The sequence below is a fragment of the Chitinophagaceae bacterium genome (assembly GCA_016699815.1).
Lineage (GTDB): Bacteria > Bacteroidota > Bacteroidia > Chitinophagales > Chitinophagaceae > Ferruginibacter.
Map to the genome: position 1 here is coordinate 1535963 of CP065012.1, position 21234 is coordinate 1557196.

Consider the following 21234-nt stretch of genomic DNA (forward strand, 5'->3'; position numbering starts at 1 on the left):
ACTAATTTTTATTAAATAAAAAAACAAATGCTTTAGTTGGTGGCAACCTTACGAAAGCCCTGATGACAGCAGGCTTACGAATTACTGTATATTTATTGAGGTCAATAATTTCATGACATTTCACAAAATTATCTAAGGATTCTGCAGAGTAGAGCAATTTATGCAATTGCGTAACCTGACGCTCCATTGAGCGCTTAGTTAAAAACTCATTTCTGAACAATACCAATAAATCTCGATTATCTTTGTTCATGATCTAGCGGAAAACCGGATTGTTAATAACCTACCATGCCTTGTTTATTGGGGCAACCACACTGCCCTTTTTTAGCAGAGGAACAGCCTGCAGCCAGTAAAGCAAAGGCCATTAATAACAATGAGATAAATTTTAGCGGATTTTTCATATAAATAACGTTACAAATTAAACTATTTTCACGAATATTTATTGCCCTTTGTAAGATATGAGTAAAATTTCAGCAGGCGCTAAAAACCCCCTCACCATACTTATTGCTCCATTAGATTGGGGCCTTGGTCACGCTACACGTTGTGTACCAGTAATTCATGAATTAATAAAATTAGGGGTAACTGTTATTATTGCTGCAGAAGCTGCTGTTAAGGTTGTATTAAAAAATGAGTTTCCTGCTGTGGAAATTATTCCGCTAAAAGGCTATGAAATTAATTACAGCAAAACCAAAGCTGGATTTTTCTCAAAACTTATAATGCAGTCCCCAAAAATTATTAAAGCAATAAATTATGAGCACCATTGGCTTACACGGTTTTTAAAAAATAATGCCATTGATGCGGTAATATCCGATAACCGTTTTGGTTTATGGACAAAAACCGTTCCCTGTGTTTATATAACCCACCAGTTGAACCTTCACAGCCCTAACTTTGCCTTAACTATTCTGGGCCAAAAAGTTCATTATAGCTTTATAAACCGCTATACCGAATGTTGGGTGCCCGATTATGAAGAAAACGGAATTGCAGGAAAACTTTCGCATCCCATTCATCCACCAAAAACACCCTTAAAATATATTGGGCCATTATCCCGCCTCAAAAAAAAGAAGAGTAAAAAGGAACTGGATATTTTTGTGGCTTTATCCGGGCCGGAACCCCAGCGAACCATTTTTGAAAAAATACTGGCACCACAAATAAAAAAATCGGGCCTCAAATCTGTATTTGTTCGTGGGCTCCCCAGCGAAATAAAAACCAGCTATACCGATAACGATCATTTTAAAATGTATAACCATCTTCCATCGGCACAGTTTAATGAAATGATGCAAAAGGCAGAAATGGTGATTTGCAGGTCGGGCTATTCCTCTGTTATGGATCTTATTGTTTTGGGCCAAAAGGCAATATTGGTGCCTACTCCAGGGCAAACCGAGCAAGAGTACCTTGCTGCATTTTTACAGGATAAAAAATTGTTTATAGCCGCCAGCCAGCAGGATTTTTCATTGAGTGTGCAATTAGAAAAAGCAAAAAAATTCAATTTTCAATCAGCAGGAGATCCACAAACAAACTTAAAGCAAGTAGTAAAAAACCTGGTGGAAAGGCTAAGGGCAAATAGAAAAATTAAAGGAAACTAAAACCTGGTAATTATCCTACCGTTGCTGTTTTTGTTGTTACTGCCCACCATGCTGTTGCTGCCGGCGCTATAAATCAAAAACCCTTGCTTAACCTTTGTTTCCTGCATTTGGGTTATTATATTTTTAAACGTATTGCTGCCTTCACAAAAAGCAATAAGGGTTATTTTTTTTTGAGCAACCACAGTATTTATATTTTTCCAACTTCCTATGTTGGCGCCTGTGTCGTTTCTGGTATTGGCAATTCTGCCACAAACTGTAACCGGTGGCAGTGCAAATTTTATGAGCTGCAACATTTGGTTAAACTCCGGCTGTGTACTCACTATTGCAGCATTTAGGTTTTTAATAGGTTCCCGTTTTGATAAAAACTTTTTGATGCTTAATTTAAAACCGGCCAGGCATTGTGAGGCGGTAATAAACACATGCATAAAAGCCCTGGAGGTTTTATTTTGCTGATAATGCTTGTTTACATAAATGTGCATGGCATTGTAAAAATGTTTTACATAGCTTTTGGAGAACCTTTGTGTACTTTCACCTTTAAAATGTACAATGGTTGTTCCGGCAAAATAATGGTTTTCCATTCCGGCATTATGGATCCTATAACTAAGGTCAATATCATCGCCATACATAAAAAAATTTTCATCAAAGCCATTAATGGCTTCAATGGTCTTTTTTTGTAACATCAAAAAGGCGCCAGACAGTACTTCTACCCTGCCGCTTTTATTTTGTGGTAAATGGCCACAATAATATCCCGATATTTTTTTGGAATGAGGAAATACATTGCATAAACCCGAGAACCTAAAAAACGAACGGGCCAATGTTGGAAATCCCCTTTTGCTTTCTTTTAAGAAACTACCGTTGCCGTCAATCATCCTTACGCCCAATGCGCCGCAATTGCCATTTGTTTTAAAATATTCAAGGCATAGCATTAGGCTGTCTTCGGCAATTATTGTATCAGGATTGAGCAATAGTATATAATCAGCCTTTGCTTTTTGAAAAGCATAGTTGTTGGCTTTGCCAAACCCCAGGTTACTGCTAAGCCAGTAAAAGTGTACCTGCGGAAATTTATCTGTTAAGTATTCTTTGCTTCCATCGGTAGATGCATTATCAACTACTAGTATTTCACAATCAATTTCCTTTGCTGCTTTAAGTAAAGAAAGCAGGCAATGCTCCAGAAAAAATTTTACATTATAGTTTATGATGATTACCGATAACTGCAAAATGCCATTTTGCTGCAATTAATCGTTTTTAAAGCGTTTTACAAAGAAAAAGCTGCACTAATCTGCAAGATAAAGACAAACGGTATTCTTTATCTTTGCGGCATGCTAAAAACCACGCTTTTAAATGCGGTTAATGCCGGCGCTAACGAAATAAGGCGATACTATAATGGGAGCTTTACTATTTCAAACAAAGAAGGAATCAACAACCTGGTAACAGAAGCCGACCATGCTTCGGAAAAAGCCATATTTGACGTTATTAAAAAGGAATTTCCCAACCATTTTATTTTAAGTGAAGAAACCGGAGAAATTGTTACCAATAGTGAGTATAAATGGATTATTGACCCCATTGACGGAACGGTAAATTTTGCCAACGGCATCCCTTTGTGTTGCGTAAGTATAGGCGTGGAGCACAATGGCAAAATGGTGCTTGGCGCTGTTTATGCACCCATTTTAAACGAAATGTACTTTGCAGAAACAAAAAAAGGAGCCACACTTAACGATAAAAAAATACAAGTAAGCAATAAACAGGAGTTGGTTAAAAGCTGCCTGGTTACAGGGTTTCCCTATACTTACCTTGACAGCCCAAACGGCCCATTGCAAATTTTTGAAAAACTCATTAGGTGCGGTATACCGGTAAGAAGGCTTGGCAGCGCCGCCATTGATTTATGCTGGGTTGCGGCAGGGCGCTTTGATGGGTTTTATGAACATAAACTGGCAGCATGGGACAGCGCCGCCGGTTTTTTGCTCGTAAAAGAAGCCGGAGGAAAAATTACCGATTTTAAGGGAAACGACTTTTCGCCTTATCAACCGCATATTCTTGCCACCAATGGTAAAATACATGAGCAGCTACAAGCAGTAGTAAATGGAGCCCAGGTAAAAAACGCATCATCTTTATAAATGGACCAAAGAGCAGAAATATCAACGCTTGGTGAGTTTGGTTTAATTAACCATCTTACCCAAAATAACGAAACCAAAAATGCATCAACCATATTAAGCGTAGGCGACGATGCTGCCGTTATAGATAATTTTGGCCGGCAAACTGTTGTATCAACCGATTTATTGATTGAAGGCATCCACTTTGATTTATCTTATACGCCACTAAAACATTTGGGCTATAAAAGTATCGTGGTAAACCTGAGTGATATTTATGCCATGAATGCTACTCCGTCGCAGGTTACTGTAAGCATTGCATTCAGCAACCGCTTTGGTCTTGAGGCGCTTGATGAATTATATTCCGGCATTTATGCTGCCTGCGATAAATACCAGGTAGATTTAATTGGCGGCGATACCTCCACTTCGCAAAAAGGACTAATTATAAGCGTAACAGCAATTGGCGAAGTGGCCCCTGGAAATTTTATAAAAAGAAGTACGGCAAAACCCAACGACCTTATTTGTGTAAGTGGCGAACTTGGTGGCGCTTTTCTCGGGCTTACCCTTTTGGAAAGGGAAAAGAAAATTTTTGAAGAAACAGGCGCCCAGCCCGACCTTGAAAACCAGGCCTATATTGTAGGAAGGTTGCTAAAACCCGAAGCCCGAAATGATATAATAGCTTTTTTTGCCGAAAAAGAAATTGCCCCTTCAGCTATGATGGATATTAGCGATGGCCTTAGCAGCGATATATTGCATATTTGCAACCAAAGCAGGGTGGGTTGTGTATTGTATGAAGATAAATTTCCTATTCACGAAGAAGCAAAGCAATTTGCCTATAAGCTCCAATTGGATCCCACGGCTTGTGCACTTAGCGGTGGCGAAGATTATGAACTGCTGTTTACTATTTCGCAAACAGATTATGAGATAGTAAAAGACAATAAAGAAATTAGCGTAATTGGCTTCATTACAGAAGAAAAAGAAGGCAGCGTAATAATTACCCGTGCCGGCAATAAGCATCAATTAATTGCACAAGGCTGGAACCACGCTATACCAAAGTAGCACAGGGCCGTCTCGTGCTAAATATTTTTTTATTTTGTGATTAAAATGAAATTTCGGAATATCCTGTTTATATTGCTTTTGCCATTTTGGTATTCCTGTGCCACAAGCCATTATTCCCCGGCCAAAAAATATCCTGCTGCTGCCCTAAAGGAAGATTACAGGCTGCTTAGAAATATCCTTGAGGCAAAACACCCATCGCTTTACTGGTACACGTCAAAAGATAGCATGGATTATTATTTTGATTTTTATGAACGTGTAATCCCCGATAGCATGAACGAACCCATGTTTGCCTGGCATATACTTGCGCCGCTAACCCAAAAAATACACTGCGGCCATACCAGCGTAAGCCTAAGCAACAGCTATGCCAATTGGGTAAAAAACAGGCAACTTCCCTCATTTCCCTTATATATAAAAGCATGGAAAGATACCATTGTTGTTTTGGGAAGTTTAACCAGAAACGATTCTATTTTTAAAAGAGGAACATTAATTACATCAATAAATGGCATCCGCAACCGGTACATAATAGAAAGGATGTTTAATTTTTTACCCGAAGACGGCTATGCTAGCAATATTAACTATTTAAGAATAAGCTCCAATTTCCCCTACTTTCATAGAAATATTTTTGGCCTTTCCCGGCAATATTCAATTACATATTTAGATTCTTTACATACGGAAAAGCAGGTAACAATTGCAGCATGGGAGCCGCCTAAGCCCGATAGTACAAAAAAGAAAATGTCCAAAACAAAGATTAAAAAACTAAAACTACCCAAAGAAAAAAGAGAAAATAGGTTCAGAAGTTTTACTATAGACAGCACAGCAAATTTAGCAGTAATGAATATAAACAGCTTTACCAAAGGGCATCTTAGAAAATTTTACAGGCGGAGTTTTAAAAAATTAAAACAAGAAAACATTACAAATTTAATAGTTGATATACGGAGCAATGGTGGCGGACGTGTGGGCTTATCTACTATGCTTACCCGTTATGTTTCCCGTAAACCATTTAAAGTTGCCGACTCATTATACAGCGTTGCAAAATCAATGGCGCCATATACAAATCATATTAAAAACGGGTTATTAACCAATATCGAATTGTTTTTTATTACAAAAAAATATAAAGATGGCTACTTTCATTTGGGCCATTTAGAAAGAAAAACTTTTAAACCCAAAACTAAAAATAACTTTAAGGGCAAAGTGTATATCCTTACAAACGGCCCAACGTTTTCGGCATCTGCCCTGTTTTGCAATGCAATGAAAGGCCAGCCAGGCGTTACCCTTGTGGGTGAAGAAACAGGCGGTGGATGGTATGGCAACAATGGGATAATTATCCCTGATATTGTTTTGCCCAATACAAAAATAAGGGTGAGGTTGCCTTTGTTTAGGCTGTTGCAATTTGAGCATGATAAAGTGCCGCAAAAAGGAACAGGTGTAATTCCGGATATTTATTGCGGCCCAAGCCTGGATGCCCTGATTCATAAAGTTGATAACAAAATGGAGGCGGTAATTAAAATGATCAGGAGCGAAAACCCACAACAATAATATTTAGTGAAACCAATTTTAATAACCGGGGCAAACGGGTATATTGGCAGGCAACTGGCAGACCAACTATTGCAAAATGGGCATACCATAATTGCAACTTCACGAAATGGCCTATGCGATACAATTAAAATGGATTTTACAAATGAAACAGAAATAAAAAATGTATTGAATGGGCTAAAGCCATCTGTAGTAATACATTGTGGCGCCAAAGGAAAACCCGATGAATGTGAAAGCAATAAAGAAATGGCGCTGCTCAACAATGCTTCTGCAACAAAATTGCTGGTTCACTATGCTGCGGATATTAATGCTTCTTTTGTTTATTTATCTACCGACTTTGTATTTGACGGAACAAAAGCCTGGCTAACAGAAACAGATAAACCCAACCCGGTGAATTATTACGGTTATACAAAATACCTTGGGGAACAGGCAGTGCTCGCCTACGCTAATAGTTGTATTATAAGAACAGTACTGGTGTATGGAAAACCTTTGAACGGTAGGGAAAACCTGGTAACACTTACACAAAAAAAATTAATAGCAGGTGAAATTTTTCATGTGGTGAACGACCAAAAACGTACACCCACTTTTGTGAACGATCTTTTGAAAGCCGTTGAAGCTGCGGTATTGAGAAAAGCGAAAGGGATTTTTCACATTAGCGGAAATGAAATGTTTACACCCTATGAAATTGCCTGCGAAACCGCAAAATTCCTTAAGATTGACGCTTCATTATTACATCCCGTAACAAAAGATACATTTAGAGAAATAGCCCCAAGGCCACTATTAAGCGGGTTTAATTGCCAAAAAGCTTTTATTGAACTGGATTTTATACCTACTTCTTTCCATGCTGCATTAAAAAAAATATTTTAACTTCAAGGTATAATTTACCTTTTATGTCATCCGAATCCACAGCGCCCAAATTATGCCAGGCTTGTAACAAGCCGCTTAAAGGAAGAATAGATAAAAAATTTTGTGATGACTATTGCCGCAATAATTATAACAATGGCTTAAAATCTGCCGATGTAAATATTGTGCGTAACATCAATAATGCTTTGGGAAAAAACCGGAGGATATTAAACGACTTGCTGCCTGCCGCATCTGAAACGACTAAAACCACGCTTGAAAAACTTTCTGCAAAAGGCTTCCGTTTTAAATACCACACCCACACTTATACCAATAAAAAAGGCGATACTTATTTCTTTTGTTACGATTTAGGCTATCTTTCATTAGAAAACAACTGGTACTTAATTGTAAAACGAAAAGAAGAGCAATAAAAAGTACAATATGCCAAGCCTCAGCATTTCAACCATTCAGGCAAATTTAACCTGGGAAAACAAGGCAGCGAACCTGGAAATGTTTGCTGAAAAAATTGCCGCTATTGAAGAACCAACAGAACTGGTAATATTGCCCGAAATGTTTTCTACAGGTTTTAGCATGAACCCTGCTGTACTTGCAGAACCCATGAACGGCGATACGGTTGAATGGATGAAAGAAACTGCAATTAAAAATAAAATTATCCTTACCGGCTCCCTCATTATTGAAGAAGAAGGAAAATATTATAACCGGCTAATATGGATGCTTCCCAATGGGCAATTTACGAGTTATGACAAGCGCCATCTTTTTGCCTTTGTTGGCGAAGACAAATATTTTGCTGCCGGCAACAAAAGATTAATAGCTTCGGTAAAAGGCTGGCGCATTAACCTGCAGGTTTGTTATGATTTAAGGTTCCCTGTGTGGGCAAGGCAACAGCAAAATGAGGATAAACCTGAGTATGATGTATTGATTTATGTTGCCAACTGGCCCGAAAGGAGGAGCCATGCCTGGAAAACTTTATTGTGTGCAAGAGCTATTGAAAACCAATGTTACGCTATTGGCGTAAACCGTGTGGGCAATGATGGTAATGGCATTTATCATAGCGGCAATACCATGATAATTGACCCATTGGGCGAAGTACTCTACCATTTAAAAGATGAGGAAGATGTTTTTACCATTAGTTTGGAAAAAGAACATTTACAGCAGTCAAGGGAAAAATTTCCCTTTTGGAAAGATGGCGATGAATTTAAAATTTTTTAATACCCTTACTTTCTCCTGGCCACTACAATTATATTTTTAAACTTCCTGGATTTACCTTGCAGGTTAAACACTTCGGTATAAATAATATAAATACCAGAAGCCAATTTTTGTTGTTTTTCTCCCAACCCATCCCATCGGTAATAACCTTTTAAACCATTTAATGCATTGCGCTGCAAATAACGAACCGGCCTGCCATTAGCATCAAAAATGCTAATGTTAGCTACATAACCGGGTTCGGAGAAACTATAATTAATTGTTGCAAAATCATCAATACCGTCATTATCGGGGCTTATAATTTCAGGCGTTACCGTTATTTCGCCCTGTACAGCAGCATCTGCTTTATATTGAGAATTTTTATAGGTAGGCGTTCCATAATTTATGCTACTTGCTGCGCTATGCCAGTTTTGCTGGTTTTGAGTAGCTGCATTATAATCTATTCTTTCTAAAGCAACGCCATCTTCATTGCTGATTAATGCAAAATGCCAGTCGTCTAAATAGTTCAGTTGGTCAATTATTTTCCCCTGCTCGTTTAAAAGAATTACATTACCTGCATCATCGTTAAAAGAAGGCATAGTAGAAACTTCTAAAAAAGCTATTGGGTTTTGGGCAACATAATCCCTCATTACCAATGCAGCGCTTTCGGTAACCACAATAAAATCCCCCGGAAAAAACAGGTAATCTTCGGCAGAAAATTGTTTAATACTGCTTATTTGCCCGGCCGTATTTAAATTAGCGATATACGCATTTTTTAAATTTAATATTTTATTGCTGCGGTTGTAAAATTCTGCATAATCATTACCACCCGAAAGAGGATTAAATAAAATTTCGTTTACTACCACATCAAAACTATCGGTAGACTCATACAAGCCAACCCTTGCTGTATTTGGGGATCCAATTGTGTTGCCGCTGCAATCGGTAACAGCCGTAACGGTTACGGTATAAATTTTATTTCGAAGCAATGGGTTAAGCAAGGTTAAAGTTACCCTGTCAAAAACCGGGGCTAAAGCAGTTGCCAATATTGGGTTTCCTATACCATCGCTAATACTGTATTGAGAAGCAAGGGATGCGCTGATGCTGTCAACCGGCTCATTGAAAACAAGGGTAACGTGTACGCTATCTGCTGCGTAGGCTCTTAGCAATTTTGGGTTGGTAATGTCGCTGTTTATGGCGTCCGTAGAATTTTTCTTTCCCGGCGTTCCGCCGTTTGCATCGTTGCTTGCAATCCAGTTGCTCATGCCGGAGCAGGGGTTGTGTGTATCTATCATTTCCAGGCTCCAGCCACCATCTTTTTTTAAGGCATTTTGATACCAGCCATCAGTATAATTTACGCTGTGTATGGTATAGCCTTGCGGTGAAACTAAATATAAATTATCGCCTGTATTATTTAAACTCGGAAAACTGGTTACAGAAATTACAGGGCCAAATGCAGCTAAAGCGGCAACAGCGCTGCCCGTACATACTACTACAAAACTATCGGCCTTTAAAATATAATTAGGCATGGGCCCGCTTATGCCTGTGGGTTTGCCTACACGCCAGTTTTGAAGGTTGATATCAAAAGCGGTTGTATTCTTTAGTTCCAGCCATTCCGCATCGGGCAGTTGAACCAGCGGTGTAGGGTCGGCCATAAGTTCATCGATTACCACCGAATATGGGCTGGGAATAAAATAACTGAAAACGGATGTTCCATTGGTAATGCTATTGCCTGCTAAATCGGTAACGGCATTTATAGTTACCGTATGATTTTGGTTGCTGGGAAAATTGACTGCAAAATTCATGTGAACCAAAGATGCATTTGCAACATCTCTTACCGCTGTTAAAGGCATACCAATGCTATTGTTTACAACATAGTTGGATGCGGTTTCACTTGTTGCTAAATCTACAGGTTCGTTAAATAATATATCAACAGTGCTTTGAGAAGTTGCTGTTGCAGAAACTATTACAGGAGGATTGGTATCGGGCACATAGGTTTGAACAATGATGTTATCAAAAAAATGTTTTTGAAAAAAAGAAGCAGTGCTTTGTTTAATGTAGATACCAAAAAATGAAGAAGCAGCATAGGTAATATCGGTAACTAAACCTTCATTAAAAAAATTAGTTCCTGTGCCCGTAATATCCCTGTTAAGGCTCCATTGATTGGATGCATCCCTGCTAACCCTTATATTTAGGGTATTGTTGCTGGTATTTAGGGTTCCGTTTACGCCGTCAATTATTTTAATAGCAGTTGCGCCATCTTTCCTAAACAGTGAAATTTCATCATCGGTGCCACCCATGCGTACAAAATAGCCGTTGGTAGTATTTGCCGTTACATCTGCAGCCGAAGCAATAAGGAAAACATCCACATAATTTGCCGAAGAAGTGTTGAAAGCCAGTGTGGCATCAAAATCCCATTGTGCTGTAGTGGCCAAAGTGCTGGCAGTGCTTAAATAGAAAGCTGCATTGGCCGTGGTATTATTGCTTTGAAGTTGAAAGGATGCATTTACAATATAATCTGAAGTGCTGCCGCCCCAGGCTGGGTTTGCGGTAAAATCTCCATCAGCAAAATTTTCGGTAAACTGGGCTTTTACAGCTTCAAATAAAAACAGGGCCGCAAAGGCCAAAAATAGCTTTCTCATAATCAATATTATATCTTTAAAGATACGGTATTTGACGAACTGATATGTTTAATGGAAAGGAGAAAGATCAAGAAAGTAAAAATACGAAAGGGCCAATTATATAAAAAATGTCACATTTTTATTTCCAGGTACACAGGGCAATGGTCGCTGTGTTTTATTTCTGGATAAATTTCTGCATTTAGAAGATTGTTTTTTAATGCATCAGTTGCATTAATATAATCAATTCTCCAGCCTTTATTATTGAGCCTTACGCTGGGGAAGCGCTGGCTCCACCAGCTGTACCTGTGCGGCTCCGGGTGAAAAACCCTAAAGCTATCTATCCACCCGGCATCAAAAAACCGGGTAAACCATTCCCTTTCTCCGGGCAAAAAACCAGATGAGTTTTTATTTCCTTTTGGGTCGTGTATATCTATTTCATTATGGGCAATATTATAATCACCACAAAGGATAATTTTAGGGTTTTTCTTTTTTTCTTTTTTAAGATAATCCATTATTTCATCAAGCCATTGGTATTTATAGCTTTGCCTTTCATCGCCGGATGTGCCCGAAGGAAAATATGCGTTGATGATTTTAATATCGCCAAATTGCAGCTCAATCACCCTTCCTTCGCTATCGCTTAAATGGTGCCCAGTGCCGGTTTTTACTGCATTGGGTTTTATTTTAGTTAAAACGGCAACTCCGCTATATCCTTTTTTTTGTGCGCTGAACCAATAGTGGGAGTATCCTGCTTTTTCAAATAATTTTGTATCTACATCTTCTGCAGTGGCTTTAATTTCCTGGAGGCAAATTACATCTGCCGGGTTGCTGCTGAGCCATTCTAAAAAACCTTTTTTAATGGCAGCACGTATACCGTTTACATTGTAAGAAATAATACGCATGTAATTATGATTTAGTAAGGTTATTCCAAAACGGGGTTTAACCATTTTTCTGCTTCTTCTATACTCATTTCTTTTCGGCGGGCATAATCTTCTGCCTGGTCTTTATCAATTTTACCAACGCCAAAATAATGGCTTCCGGGATGCGCAAAATACCATCCACAAACACTTGCAGGAGGGCTCATAGCAAGGCTTTCCGTAAGTTCAATGCCAATATTTTTGGTTACTTCCATTATTTCAAACAGTTTGTATTTTTCCGTATGTTCCGGGCAGGCCGGGTAACCTGGAGCTGGCCTTATGCCTTTATATTCTTCTTTGATTAACTGGAAGTTGCTGAGGGTTTCCTGTTTATCGTAGCCCCAAAATTCTTTACGGGTTAACTGGTGCAGGCATTCTGCAAAAGCTTCTACAAACCTGTCGGCCAGTATTTGCACCATTATTTTATTGTATTCATCATTTTCTTTGGCAAATTTTTCAATATGCTGTTTGGCGCCGTGTATGGCTACGGCAAATGCGCCCATATAATCAGTTCCAAATTTTTCGGGCTTTACAAAGTCAGCCAAAGAAAAACTGGGTTGGCCCGGGGCTTTTTTTAATTGCTGGCGAAGGCTCTCCAGTTTTACAACTTTGCCATTTACAGTAAGCGTAATAGTATCTTTATTATTGCTGCTTGCCGGCCAGTAGCCTACAATACCATCGGCAATAAACCATTTTTCTGCTATAATTTTTTCTACTAATTTTTGGGCATCCTGGTAAAGTTTTTTTGCTTCTGTGCCAAATTTTTCATCTTCCAGTATTGCCGGGAACCTTCCGGGCATTTCCCATCCTATAAAAAAAGGGCCCCAGTCAATATAAGGGGCAATAGTTGCCAGGTTAAAACTTTTAAGCACTTTTACGCCATCTACCGCTGGCTTTACCGGTATAAAATTTTCCCAGTCAAAATTTTCTTTATTAGCCAAAGCATCGGGGTAACTGATTAAAGGTTTTGCGGCACGTTTATTTAAAAATTGTGTTCTTACGCCATCATATTCCTTAGCTATATTGTTTAAAAAATTTTGTTTTTGATCTTTGTTTAAGAGGCTGTTTACTACCGTTACGCTGCGGCTTGCATCCAATACATGCACCACGCCGTTATCGTATTTGGGCGCAATTTTTACGGCAGTATGGGTGCGGCTTGTTGTGGCGCCGCCAATAAGTAATGGTAAATCCATTCCCTTGCGCTTCATTTCGTGGGCAACATGTATCATTTCATCCAGCGAAGGGGTAATTAATCCCGAAAGGCCGATGATAGCAGCGCTGCATTTTACGGCTTCTTCTAAAATTTTATCGGCAGGAACCATTACACCCAGGTCCACAATATTAAAACCGTTGCAACCCAGTACAACACCTACTATATTTTTTCCAATATCGTGTACATCGCCCTTTACTGTTGCCAATAGTACGGTTGGCGCATTGCTTGCGCTTAGTTTTTCTGCCTCTATAAACGGATGTAAATACGCAACGGATTTTTTCATTACCCTGGCGCTTTTTACCACTTGCGGTAAAAACATTTTACCGGCGCCAAATAAATCGCCAACAATATTCATTCCATCCATTAAAGGGCCTTCAATTACATCCAGTGGCTTGGGTAATTTTTTTCGGGCTTCTTCGGTATCTTCTTCAATATAATCGGTAATGCCATTTACCAGCGAATGTGCCAGCCTTTTTTCTACCGGTTCTTTTCGCCAACTTTCATCTTTTACAATTTCTTTGCCTTTTGATTTTACGGTTTCTGCAAAAGCAATTAATTTTTCGGTGGCTTCATTATTGCTATTATTGCGGTTGAGGATTACGTCTTCACATAAGTTTTTGAGAACAGGTTCTATTTCATCATATACTACTAAAGCGCCTGCGTTTACAATGCCCATATCCATACCGGCCTTAATGGCATGATACAAAAAAACGGCATGTATGGCTTCTCTTACATGGTCGTTACCACGAAAGGAGAATGAAACATTGCTTACACCACCGCTAATTTTTGCAAGCGGCATCAATTGCTTTATTTCTTTTGTGGCTTCAATAAAATCTACCGCATAATTATTGTGCTCTTCCATGCCGGTGGCAATGGCAAAAATGTTGGGATCGAAAATGATGTCTTGCGGGGGAAAGCCTACTATATCTGTAAGTATTTGATAGGCACGATGACAAATTTCTACTTTTCGTTGCCTCGTATCTGCCTGGCCGGTTTCATCAAAAGCCATTACAATTACGGCTGCGCCAAAATTGTGGCACACGGTTGCCTGCTCAATAAATTTTTCTTCACCTTCTTTTAATGATATGGAATTTACAATGCACTTTCCCTGGATGCATTTTAAACCGGATTCTATAATTTCAAACTTGCTGCTGTCAAGCATTACGGGTATTTTGGCAATATCGGGCTCGCTTTGCAATAGGTTTACAAATGTTTGCATAGCTTTTACACCATCCAGCAAGGCATCATCCATATTAATATCCAGTACCTGGGCGCCGCTTTCCACCTGTTGCCTTGCAACGGTGAGCGCCTCTTCAAATTTATTTTCTCTTATGAGGCGGGCAAATTTTTTACTACCGGTAACATTTGTTCGTTCTCCAACATTTACAAAATTTGTTTCGGGTCGTACTATCAATGGTTCTAAACCAGACAGGCGTAAATAGGGCTGTATTGTATTCATTAAATAAGAATGTAAAAAGTATACTGCACAAATTTAATACAAAACTATGTGCGTTAAAAGCAGAATTGCTTTATGTTCCTTAAATAGAAAATAAAAAAATAAACGATGGTTTTTGCCGGGTTATACAATTAAATATTTAAACCGCCGCATACGCTGATGGTTTGGCCGGTAATATAACTGCTTAAATTACTGGCAAGAAATAGGGAAACATTGGCAATATCTTCTGTGGAGGCAAAACGGCCAAGGGGAATACCTGCTTTGTATTTTTCTGCGCCTTCGCCGTCTTTTAAGTAAGCCGTCATGTCGGTTTCTACAAAACCCGGGGCAATAGCATTGCAGCGTATGTTTCGGCTGCCAAGTTCTTTGGCCACACTTTTTGTAAACCCTATAATGCCTGCCTTGCTGGCTGCATAGCTGCTTTGGCCGGCATTACCCATTTCGCCAATTACCGAACTCATATTAATAATGGAACCCGACTTTGCTTTCATCATTACTTTTATTACCTGCTTTGTCATATTAAAAACACTGTTCAGGTTCACTTGTATTACATCGTTCCATTGCTCCAGGCTCATGCGTAATAATAGATTATCTTTAGAAATACCGGCATTATTTACACAAATATCTACGGAGCCAAATTCTTTTATTACATCGTTTACAAAAATTTCACACTGGGTAAAATCGCCTGCATTACTTTTATATGCTTTTGCTTTTATGCCTAAGCCTTTCAGCTTTGTTTCAAGGGCCGTTGCTTTTTCGGCGCTGCTATCACTCACATACGAAAAAGCCACATTGGCGCCATTTTCGGCAAAAAGAATGGCAATAGCTTCTCCAATGCCCCTTGCAGCGCCAGTTACAATTGCCGTTTTTCCCTGTAATAATTTCATAAACCCTGGTTTTATAGGCAACAAAAATAGCTGTTTCTGTTGTTTCTTGATCTATGTCAATGATAAACACGGGATAAAGGGCGAATTTTGTGTTATAAAATTTAAAAATATGTCAATAGTAAAATGGACCTTAGACCCGGCGCACAGCGAATTGAGTTTTAAAATAAGGCACATGATGATTGCCAATGTGCAGGGTTTATATAAAAATTTTATCGCTTCTATTGAAGCAAATGGAGATGAATTTAACCAAGCTAAAGTAAGCGCTTCTGTAGATGTGGGTTCTATCTTTACCAATAATGCCGACAGGGATACCCATTTAAAATCGGCCGATTTTTTTGATGCTGCTAGTTTTCCGCAAATGGTTTTTGAAGCGTTACAATTTGAGCAAAAGAGTTCAGGTAATTATACCCTTGCCGGCAACTTAACTATAAAAAATATTACAAAGTCCATTACTCTTGATGTGGAATGTGGTGGTATTTTAAAAGATCCTTACGGAAATATAAAAGCCGGCTTTTCATTTACCGGAAAACTAAACCGTAAAGACTGGGGCTTAAACTGGAATGCAACCCTTGAATCCGGTGCTGTGCTGGTGAGCGATGAAGTAAGGCTTATGGGTGACCTGCAATTTGTAAAATCACAATAAAAGAATATAAAGTTTGAGAAATAAAAAAACCACGGGTTTGATACCGTGGTTTTTTTATTTTAATATATTTAAACAGCCTCTGCGCTCATTTTTTTTGCTTCTTTTTTTCTTTCTTCCTCATCTAAAATAACTTTTCTCATGCGGATGCATACAGGTGTTACTTCAATACATTCATCCTGTTGGATATACTCCATGCATTCTTCCAGTGTCAATTGGGTTTTGGGGGCAATATTGGTGGCAGCATCGCTTCCGCTGGCACGCATATTAGTAAGTTTTTTACCTTCTACCACATTTACCACAAGGTCGCCGGGTTTTATATGCTCGGCTACAATTTGGCCGGAGTAAACATCTTCTCCCGGATCAATAAAAAAGGTTCCCCTGTCCTGCAGTTTGTCTATAGAGTAACCTGTACTGGTGCCGCCTTGTTTTACAAGCAATACGCCATTATTGCGCCCGGGTATTGGGCCTTTCCAGGGTTTGTAATCTATAAAGCGATGCGCCATAACGGCCTCACCTGTTGTTGCCGTAAGCATTTGGGTTCTTAACCCTATTAATCCACGGGATGGAATTTCAAATTCAAGGTGCTGCATTTCACCCTTGGTATCCATTACATGCATTTCGCCTTTACGGCGGGTTACCAGGTCAATTACTTTGCTGGCAAATTCTACCGGTACATCCACCACCAGGGTTTCGTAAGGCTCGCATTTGGCACCATTAATTTCTTTTACAATTACCTGCGGCTGTCCTACGGTAAGCTCATAACCTTCACGGCGCATGGTTTCAATTAATACACCCAGGTGCAAAATGCCACGGCCATAAACCACAAAACTTTCTCCTCTTTCACTGTCTTCTACCCTTAGTGCAAGATTTTTTTCTGTTTCTTTTATTAAGCGGTCACGCAGATGTCGGCTGGTTAAAAATTTTCCGCCGGATTTTTCTGCATTACCAAAAAAGGGAGAATTGTTAATGCCAAAAAGCATGTTCATGGTGGGTTCATCAACACTAATTACAGGTAATGCTTCGGGGTTTTCAAAGTCGGCTATTGTATCGCCAATATTAAAATCTTCAAGGCCTACCACGGCACAAATATCTCCAGGCAAAACTTCGGTAACTTTCTTTTTGCCCATACCTTCAAATACGTATAATTCTTTTACCCTCGATTTTTTTATTGTTCCATCTGTTTTAACTAGTGAAATAGGTTGGTTTTCTTTAATAACTCCCCGAGTTACTTTACCTACGGCAATTCGGCCCAAAAAGGAGCTGTAATCAAGCGAAGTGATTTGTAACTGAAGCGTACCTACTTCTATTTTTGGAGCAGGTACATATTTAATAACACCATCTAATAGCGGTGTAATATTATCTATTTCAACCAGTGAGTTATTAAACCAACCGTTTTTACCCGAGCCGTAAAAAGTAGGAAAATCCAATTGTTCTTCTGTGGCATCCAGCGTAAAAAACAATTCAAAAACGGCATCATGCACTTCATCGGGGCGACAATTTGGCTTATCGACTTTATTAATAACTACAATGGGTTTTAAGTTAAGTTGCAGGGCTTTTTGCAGTACAAACCTGGTTTGCGGCATTGGGCCTTCAAAAGCATCTACCAATAAAATTACACCATCGGCCATTTTAAGCACTCGCTCTACCTCGCCGCCAAAATCACTGTGCCCGGGTGTATCAATTACATTTATTTTTGTACCGTTGTATTCTACAGCAGCATTTTTGCTAAAAATGGTAATTCCCCGTTCTTTTTCAAGATCGTTATTATCCATAATTAATTCACCGGTAGCCTGGTTTTCTCTAAACACTTTTGTAGCATGTAAAATTTTATCAACCAGTGTGGTTTTGCCATGGTCAACGTGGGCAATAATAGCAATGTTGCGAATGTTCATTTAAGTTAAATTAAGGGTTTAGATTTTGATGCACCGTGATGCCGTTAAACCCAAAGCGGGCGCAAAGGTATTGTTTTTTGGCCGCTTAAAGAAGCTTTTTTTGAATAAATTAAGAGCTTGATTTTAAAGTTCAGAAAGGCTAAAAGGGTATAAAAAACACTTGAATGAAGCAGTTTTATCAAAACTTTAAGCCGGAAAACAGAATTTTAATAAATATATAATCGTCATTTAATAGTTCAAAATAAAAATCCATGAAAATATTAAGTACACATAAAAACCCCAGACAGAGTGCCTTACCCAGCTTAATACTTTGCATTGTACTGGATGTAATTGGTATGGCCAGTTTTACTATACCTTTTATAGGGGAATTTTCTGATGTGATTTGGGCGCCACTATCCGGCTTAGTTTATAACCGACTTTTTGGTGGTAAAATGGGTGTGTTTGGGGGAATGTTCAGCTTTTTGGAAGAAGCGCTACCCTTTACCGATATTTTACCCACTTTTACTTTAAGCTGGCTTATAAGGAGGAGAAACCTGCAAAAAGAGGCAAAACCGCTGCATACCATACTACTAAGCGCCCAATAACAGTATTAAATACTGTTTAATCTTTTTTTCTGCTTCTTATGGAGCAGTTTTTTTATTTTTGAGAAAACTATTAATTATGAAAACAATATTTCTACTGTTCATTTCTATTTTAGCAGTAGCCGTTTTACCGGCCCAACCCAATTTTACTGCATTGCAATTGAACCCGGTTTATCCCGGTCAGAATTCGGGTGTTGAATTTGTTTATAACCAATCCCTTTCTTCGCTTATAAGAAAAGAACCGATAAAAGTTGCCGTATATCTTATTGGCAAAGAAATAAAGGCAATGGAGCCAACCTTAAAACACTATGGCTCTAACTATAAAGGCTGGGTACAAACCGATAGCACAACCAATGCTATTGCATTTGTGTTTTATGCAGGAGAAGAAAAAGATGTAAACGCCAATAAAGGATATGTGGTTCCGGTTTACAATAATAAAAAAGAACCAGTAAGTGGCTATTATGGCGCTGCTGCAAATTTATGGGGCGGTGGAATGTCGGATTATTTTTTAGGTATTGAAGCCAATACCGGCGTGGCTTTAATGGTACTGGAAGAAGGTATTGCAAAGGACCCTCAATTAAAATACGACCCTGAATTTTTAGGGAACTATTTCAACTTTTTATCCCGTGCAAAGAAAAAAGAGGCTAAACACTTAATTACAAAAGAGCTGCAATTATTTGCAGCTAAGCCCAACCTTAGCGAAATAGATTATACCCTTATTGCGCAATGGTACGACAGGTTTAAAGAAAAAAATGTTGCAGACAGTTTCCGCAACATTATGAAAACCACTTATCCTAAAGGAAACTGGGTAAAAGCAGACGCAACCAATGCATTGGTGCTAAGCCTGAGGGCAAAAAAACCGGCCGATGAAAAGAAAGCCCAGGTAGAGGAATTTTTGAAACAAAACAGTTCCGATAACCAGGAATCTATTAAAGAATTTTTACAGCAGCAAGTAGCCAATGCTTACGTACAGGAAAAAAACTGGAAGGGCCTTTTTGAATATGCCAAAAATTTAACGGCAGCCAGCCGTGCGTCTATGTTTAATAATGTAAGCTGGAATATGGCCGAAGAAGGAATAGAAAATATACAGGAAGCAAAACGTATGAGCTACGAAGCCACAAGCTGGGCAGAAAATGAAGTAAAAGCGCCAACAGAAAAAAAGCCTGCTATGCTCACCGGCCTGCAATGGGAAGAACAGCGCAAAAGAAACTTTGCCATGTATGCCGATACCTATGCATTTATTTTATACCAAAATGAAACGTATAAAGAAGGGTTACCCTATGCAAAAAGTGCTGCAACCTATAATAAATTTGCCGATGCCGAATACAATGAACGCTATGCATTGCTGGCAGAAAAAGCCTTGCCAGCTTCAGAAGCCCAAAAGCTAATTGAAGGATTTGTAAAAAGTGGTAAAGCATCTGCAAAAACAAAAGCTGCTCTTAAAAATATATATGTAAAAGAAAAAGGAAGCGATACCGGCTATGCAGCTTATTTAACAAACCTGGAAGAAGAAGCAATAATTGCCCGTAGGGCTGAAATTGCTAAAGGCATGATTAATGAACCTGCACCAGCTTTTGCCCTTAAAGATTTTGAAGGGAATAGCGTAAGCCTGGCAAGCCTTAAAGGAAAAGTAGTAGTAGTGGATTTTTGGGCAACATGGTGCGGGCCTTGTATTGCATCAATGCCAGGAATGAAAAAAGCCCAGGATAAATATAAAGGCAACCCAAATGTGAAATTTTTATTTGTAGATACCTGGGAAAAAGTAGATAACAAATTACAAAATGCCAAAGATTTTATGACCAAAAAAGGGTATGATTTTCATGTATTGCTTGATACGGAAGATAATGTAGTATCGGATTTTAAAGTAAGCGGCATCCCTACAAAATTTATTGTGGATGGCAAGGGCAATATTCGTTTTAAAGCCGTAGGTTTTGACGGAAATGACGATGCGCTTGTTGAAGAACTTACCACAATGATTGAGCTTGCAGGAAAATAATATTGAAAATAATATTGCCATGAAACCGATTGGAGATTTAAGAAAAGTGTATGAAAAAGAGACTTTATCAGAATCCTGCGTTGCAAAAAATCCATTAGATCAATTTTCGCTATGGTGGAAAGACGCAGTTGATAATAAAGTAGATGAAGCCAATGCCATGACGCTGGCTACAGCCGGTGAAGACGGCGCCCCACATGCAAGGATTGTTTTACTAAAAGGATTTGATAAAGACGGCTTTGTTTTTTTTACCAATTATCAAAGCCATAAATCACTGCAAATAATCCAAAACCCAAAAGTATCTTTACTTTTCTTTTGGCGAGAACTGGAACGGCAGGTACGTATAGAAGGCACTGCACTAAAAATAAGCGACGCAGATAGTGATGCATATTTTAACAGCAGGCCTTATGAAAGCCGTATTGGCGCATGGGTATCTGCCCAAAGTGAAATAATTGCATCCAGGGAAATACTGGAGAACAAAGTGAAAGAAATGGAAAAAAATTTTGAAGAAAAAACTATTGAACGTCCAAAGTTTTGGGGAGGCTTTTGCGTACAACCCCATAGTTTAGAATTTTGGCAGGGAAGGCCCGGCCGCTTACACGACCGGCTATTATATTCACTAAAGGAGGATAATAAGTGGACTATTTCCCGGCTTTCACCGTAATGCCATTAAATAAAGGACTTTGTAGTACTTTTTCATAAAAACATTCGTAAAATTACTATTTTATTTTTGAA

General features: G+C 38.8%; 17 protein-coding genes and 1 pseudogene. 11 read left to right on the forward strand and 7 right to left on the reverse strand.

Features of this window, described 5'->3' with window-relative positions; genetic code table 11:
* Window position 1: 1 nt before the first annotated feature.
* Window positions 2-187, reverse strand: a complete 186-nt coding sequence (locus IPO46_06860; GenBank protein QQS61871.1) for a hypothetical protein — start codon at window positions 185-187, stop codon at window positions 2-4.
* A gap of 268 nt (window positions 188-455) precedes the next feature.
* Here IPO46_06860 and IPO46_06865 point away from each other — a divergent pair, with 268 nt between their 5' ends.
* A complete protein-coding gene (locus tag IPO46_06865) occupies window positions 456-1580 on the forward strand; it encodes a glycosyl transferase family 28 (GenBank protein ID QQS61872.1) in 1125 nt (374 codons plus the stop codon).
* Here IPO46_06865 and IPO46_06870 read toward each other — a convergent pair.
* A complete protein-coding gene (locus tag IPO46_06870) occupies window positions 1577-2815 on the reverse strand; it encodes a glycosyltransferase family 2 protein (protein ID QQS61873.1) in 1239 nt (412 codons plus the stop codon). The genes IPO46_06865 and IPO46_06870 overlap by 4 nt on opposite strands.
* Before the next feature lie 84 nt (window positions 2816-2899).
* On the opposite strand from IPO46_06870, the gene IPO46_06875 reads away from it, so the two are divergent.
* From IPO46_06875 to IPO46_06900, 6 genes are read left to right on the forward strand one after another with little or no spacing between them, the layout of a single operon-like run.
* Window positions 2900-3694, forward strand: coding sequence for an inositol monophosphatase (locus IPO46_06875; GenBank protein ID QQS61874.1), 795 nt, complete (start codon window positions 2900-2902; stop codon window positions 3692-3694).
* Window positions 3695-4726: a thiamine-phosphate kinase gene (thiL, locus tag IPO46_06880; GenBank protein ID QQS61875.1), complete on the forward strand. Its 1032-nt coding sequence runs from the start codon at window positions 3695-3697 to the stop codon at window positions 4724-4726.
* Window positions 4727-4771: 45 nt separating this feature from the next.
* On the forward strand, window positions 4772-6262 hold the full coding sequence (locus IPO46_06885; protein ID QQS61876.1) for a hypothetical protein: 1491 nt from the start codon (window positions 4772-4774) through the stop codon (window positions 6260-6262).
* 6 nt (window positions 6263-6268) lie between these two features.
* Complete coding sequence (locus IPO46_06890) at window positions 6269-7126, forward strand: SDR family oxidoreductase (GenBank protein QQS61877.1); 858 nt, start codon at window positions 6269-6271, stop codon at window positions 7124-7126.
* A 23-nt stretch (window positions 7127-7149) separates the two neighbouring features.
* Complete coding sequence (locus IPO46_06895; GenBank protein QQS61878.1) at window positions 7150-7530, forward strand: hypothetical protein; 381 nt, start codon at window positions 7150-7152, stop codon at window positions 7528-7530.
* A gap of 10 nt (window positions 7531-7540) precedes the next feature.
* A complete protein-coding gene (locus IPO46_06900) occupies window positions 7541-8329 on the forward strand; it encodes an amidohydrolase (protein ID QQS61879.1) in 789 nt (262 codons plus the stop codon).
* 5 nt (window positions 8330-8334) lie between these two features.
* Here IPO46_06900 and IPO46_06905 read toward each other — a convergent pair whose 3' ends face one another.
* The 4 genes from IPO46_06905 to fabG all read right to left on the reverse strand — a co-directional run bounded on the left by IPO46_06905 (window position 8335) and on the right by fabG (window position 15390).
* Window positions 8335-10941, reverse strand: a complete 2607-nt coding sequence (locus IPO46_06905) for a lamin tail domain-containing protein (protein QQS61880.1) — start codon at window positions 10939-10941, stop codon at window positions 8335-8337.
* A 110-nt stretch (window positions 10942-11051) separates the two neighbouring features.
* Window positions 11052-11819, reverse strand: coding sequence for an exodeoxyribonuclease III (xth, locus tag IPO46_06910; GenBank protein QQS61881.1), 768 nt, complete (start codon window positions 11817-11819; stop codon window positions 11052-11054).
* A 20-nt stretch (window positions 11820-11839) separates the two neighbouring features.
* Complete coding sequence (gene metH, locus IPO46_06915) at window positions 11840-14506, reverse strand: methionine synthase (protein ID QQS61882.1); 2667 nt, start codon at window positions 14504-14506, stop codon at window positions 11840-11842.
* A 128-nt stretch (window positions 14507-14634) separates the two neighbouring features.
* Window positions 14635-15390 (reverse strand): 3-oxoacyl-[acyl-carrier-protein] reductase, encoded by a 756-nt coding sequence (gene fabG / locus IPO46_06920; GenBank protein QQS61883.1) that lies wholly within the window; start codon window positions 15388-15390, stop codon window positions 14635-14637.
* A 109-nt stretch (window positions 15391-15499) separates the two neighbouring features.
* Between fabG and IPO46_06925 the strand changes: the two genes are divergently transcribed.
* A complete protein-coding gene (locus IPO46_06925) occupies window positions 15500-16033 on the forward strand; it encodes a YceI family protein (GenBank protein QQS61884.1) in 534 nt (177 codons plus the stop codon).
* Window positions 16034-16101: 68 nt separating this feature from the next.
* On the opposite strand, the gene typA is transcribed toward IPO46_06925, so the two are convergent.
* Window positions 16102-17925, reverse strand: a complete 1824-nt coding sequence (typA, locus tag IPO46_06930; GenBank protein ID QQS61885.1) for a translational GTPase TypA — start codon at window positions 17923-17925, stop codon at window positions 16102-16104.
* Between the two features lie 251 nt (window positions 17926-18176).
* Between typA and IPO46_06935 the strand changes: the two are divergent.
* The 3 genes and pseudogenes from IPO46_06935 (at window position 18177) to pdxH (ending at window position 21163) form a co-directional block, all read left to right on the forward strand.
* A pseudogene (locus tag IPO46_06935) lies at window positions 18177-18443 on the forward strand (hypothetical protein).
* A 142-nt stretch (window positions 18444-18585) separates the two neighbouring features.
* Entirely contained in the window at window positions 18586-20502 is a 1917-nt protein-coding gene (locus IPO46_06940; GenBank protein ID QQS61886.1) for a TlpA family protein disulfide reductase, read from the forward strand.
* A 19-nt stretch (window positions 20503-20521) separates the two neighbouring features.
* Window positions 20522-21163: a pyridoxamine 5'-phosphate oxidase gene (pdxH, locus tag IPO46_06945; GenBank protein QQS61887.1), complete on the forward strand. Its 642-nt coding sequence runs from the start codon at window positions 20522-20524 to the stop codon at window positions 21161-21163.
* The last annotated feature ends 71 nt before the right edge of the window (window positions 21164-21234 follow it).

Bases quoted from the DNA above. Each gene is read 5' to 3' on its own strand.
- IPO46_06885 (QQS61876.1), top strand. From the start codon at position 4,772: ATGAAATTTCGGAATATCCTGTTTATATTGCTTTTGCCATTTTGGTAT.
- IPO46_06900 (QQS61879.1), top strand. From the start codon at position 7,541: ATGCCAAGCCTCAGCATTTCAACCATTCAGGCAAATTTAACCTGGGAA.
- IPO46_06905 (QQS61880.1), bottom strand. From the start codon at position 10,941: ATGAGAAAGCTATTTTTGGCCTTTGCGGCCCTGTTTTTATTTGAAGCT.
- IPO46_06875 (QQS61874.1), top strand. From the start codon at position 2,900: ATGCTAAAAACCACGCTTTTAAATGCGGTTAATGCCGGCGCTAACGAA.
- xth (QQS61881.1), bottom strand. From the start codon at position 11,819: ATGCGTATTATTTCTTACAATGTAAACGGTATACGTGCTGCCATTAAA.
- IPO46_06865 (QQS61872.1), top strand. From the start codon at position 456: ATGAGTAAAATTTCAGCAGGCGCTAAAAACCCCCTCACCATACTTATT.
- pdxH (QQS61887.1), top strand. From the start codon at position 20,522: ATGAAACCGATTGGAGATTTAAGAAAAGTGTATGAAAAAGAGACTTTA.
- typA (QQS61885.1), bottom strand. From the start codon at position 17,925: ATGAACATTCGCAACATTGCTATTATTGCCCACGTTGACCATGGCAAA.
- IPO46_06860 (QQS61871.1), bottom strand. From the start codon at position 187: ATGGAGCGTCAGGTTACGCAATTGCATAAATTGCTCTACTCTGCAGAA.
- metH (QQS61882.1), bottom strand. From the start codon at position 14,506: ATGAATACAATACAGCCCTATTTACGCCTGTCTGGTTTAGAACCATTG.
- IPO46_06925 (QQS61884.1), top strand. From the start codon at position 15,500: ATGTCAATAGTAAAATGGACCTTAGACCCGGCGCACAGCGAATTGAGT.
- fabG (QQS61883.1), bottom strand. From the start codon at position 15,390: ATGAAATTATTACAGGGAAAAACGGCAATTGTAACTGGCGCTGCAAGG.
- IPO46_06895 (QQS61878.1), top strand. From the start codon at position 7,150: ATGTCATCCGAATCCACAGCGCCCAAATTATGCCAGGCTTGTAACAAG.
- thiL (QQS61875.1), top strand. From the start codon at position 3,695: ATGGACCAAAGAGCAGAAATATCAACGCTTGGTGAGTTTGGTTTAATT.
- IPO46_06940 (QQS61886.1), top strand. From the start codon at position 18,586: ATGAAAACAATATTTCTACTGTTCATTTCTATTTTAGCAGTAGCCGTT.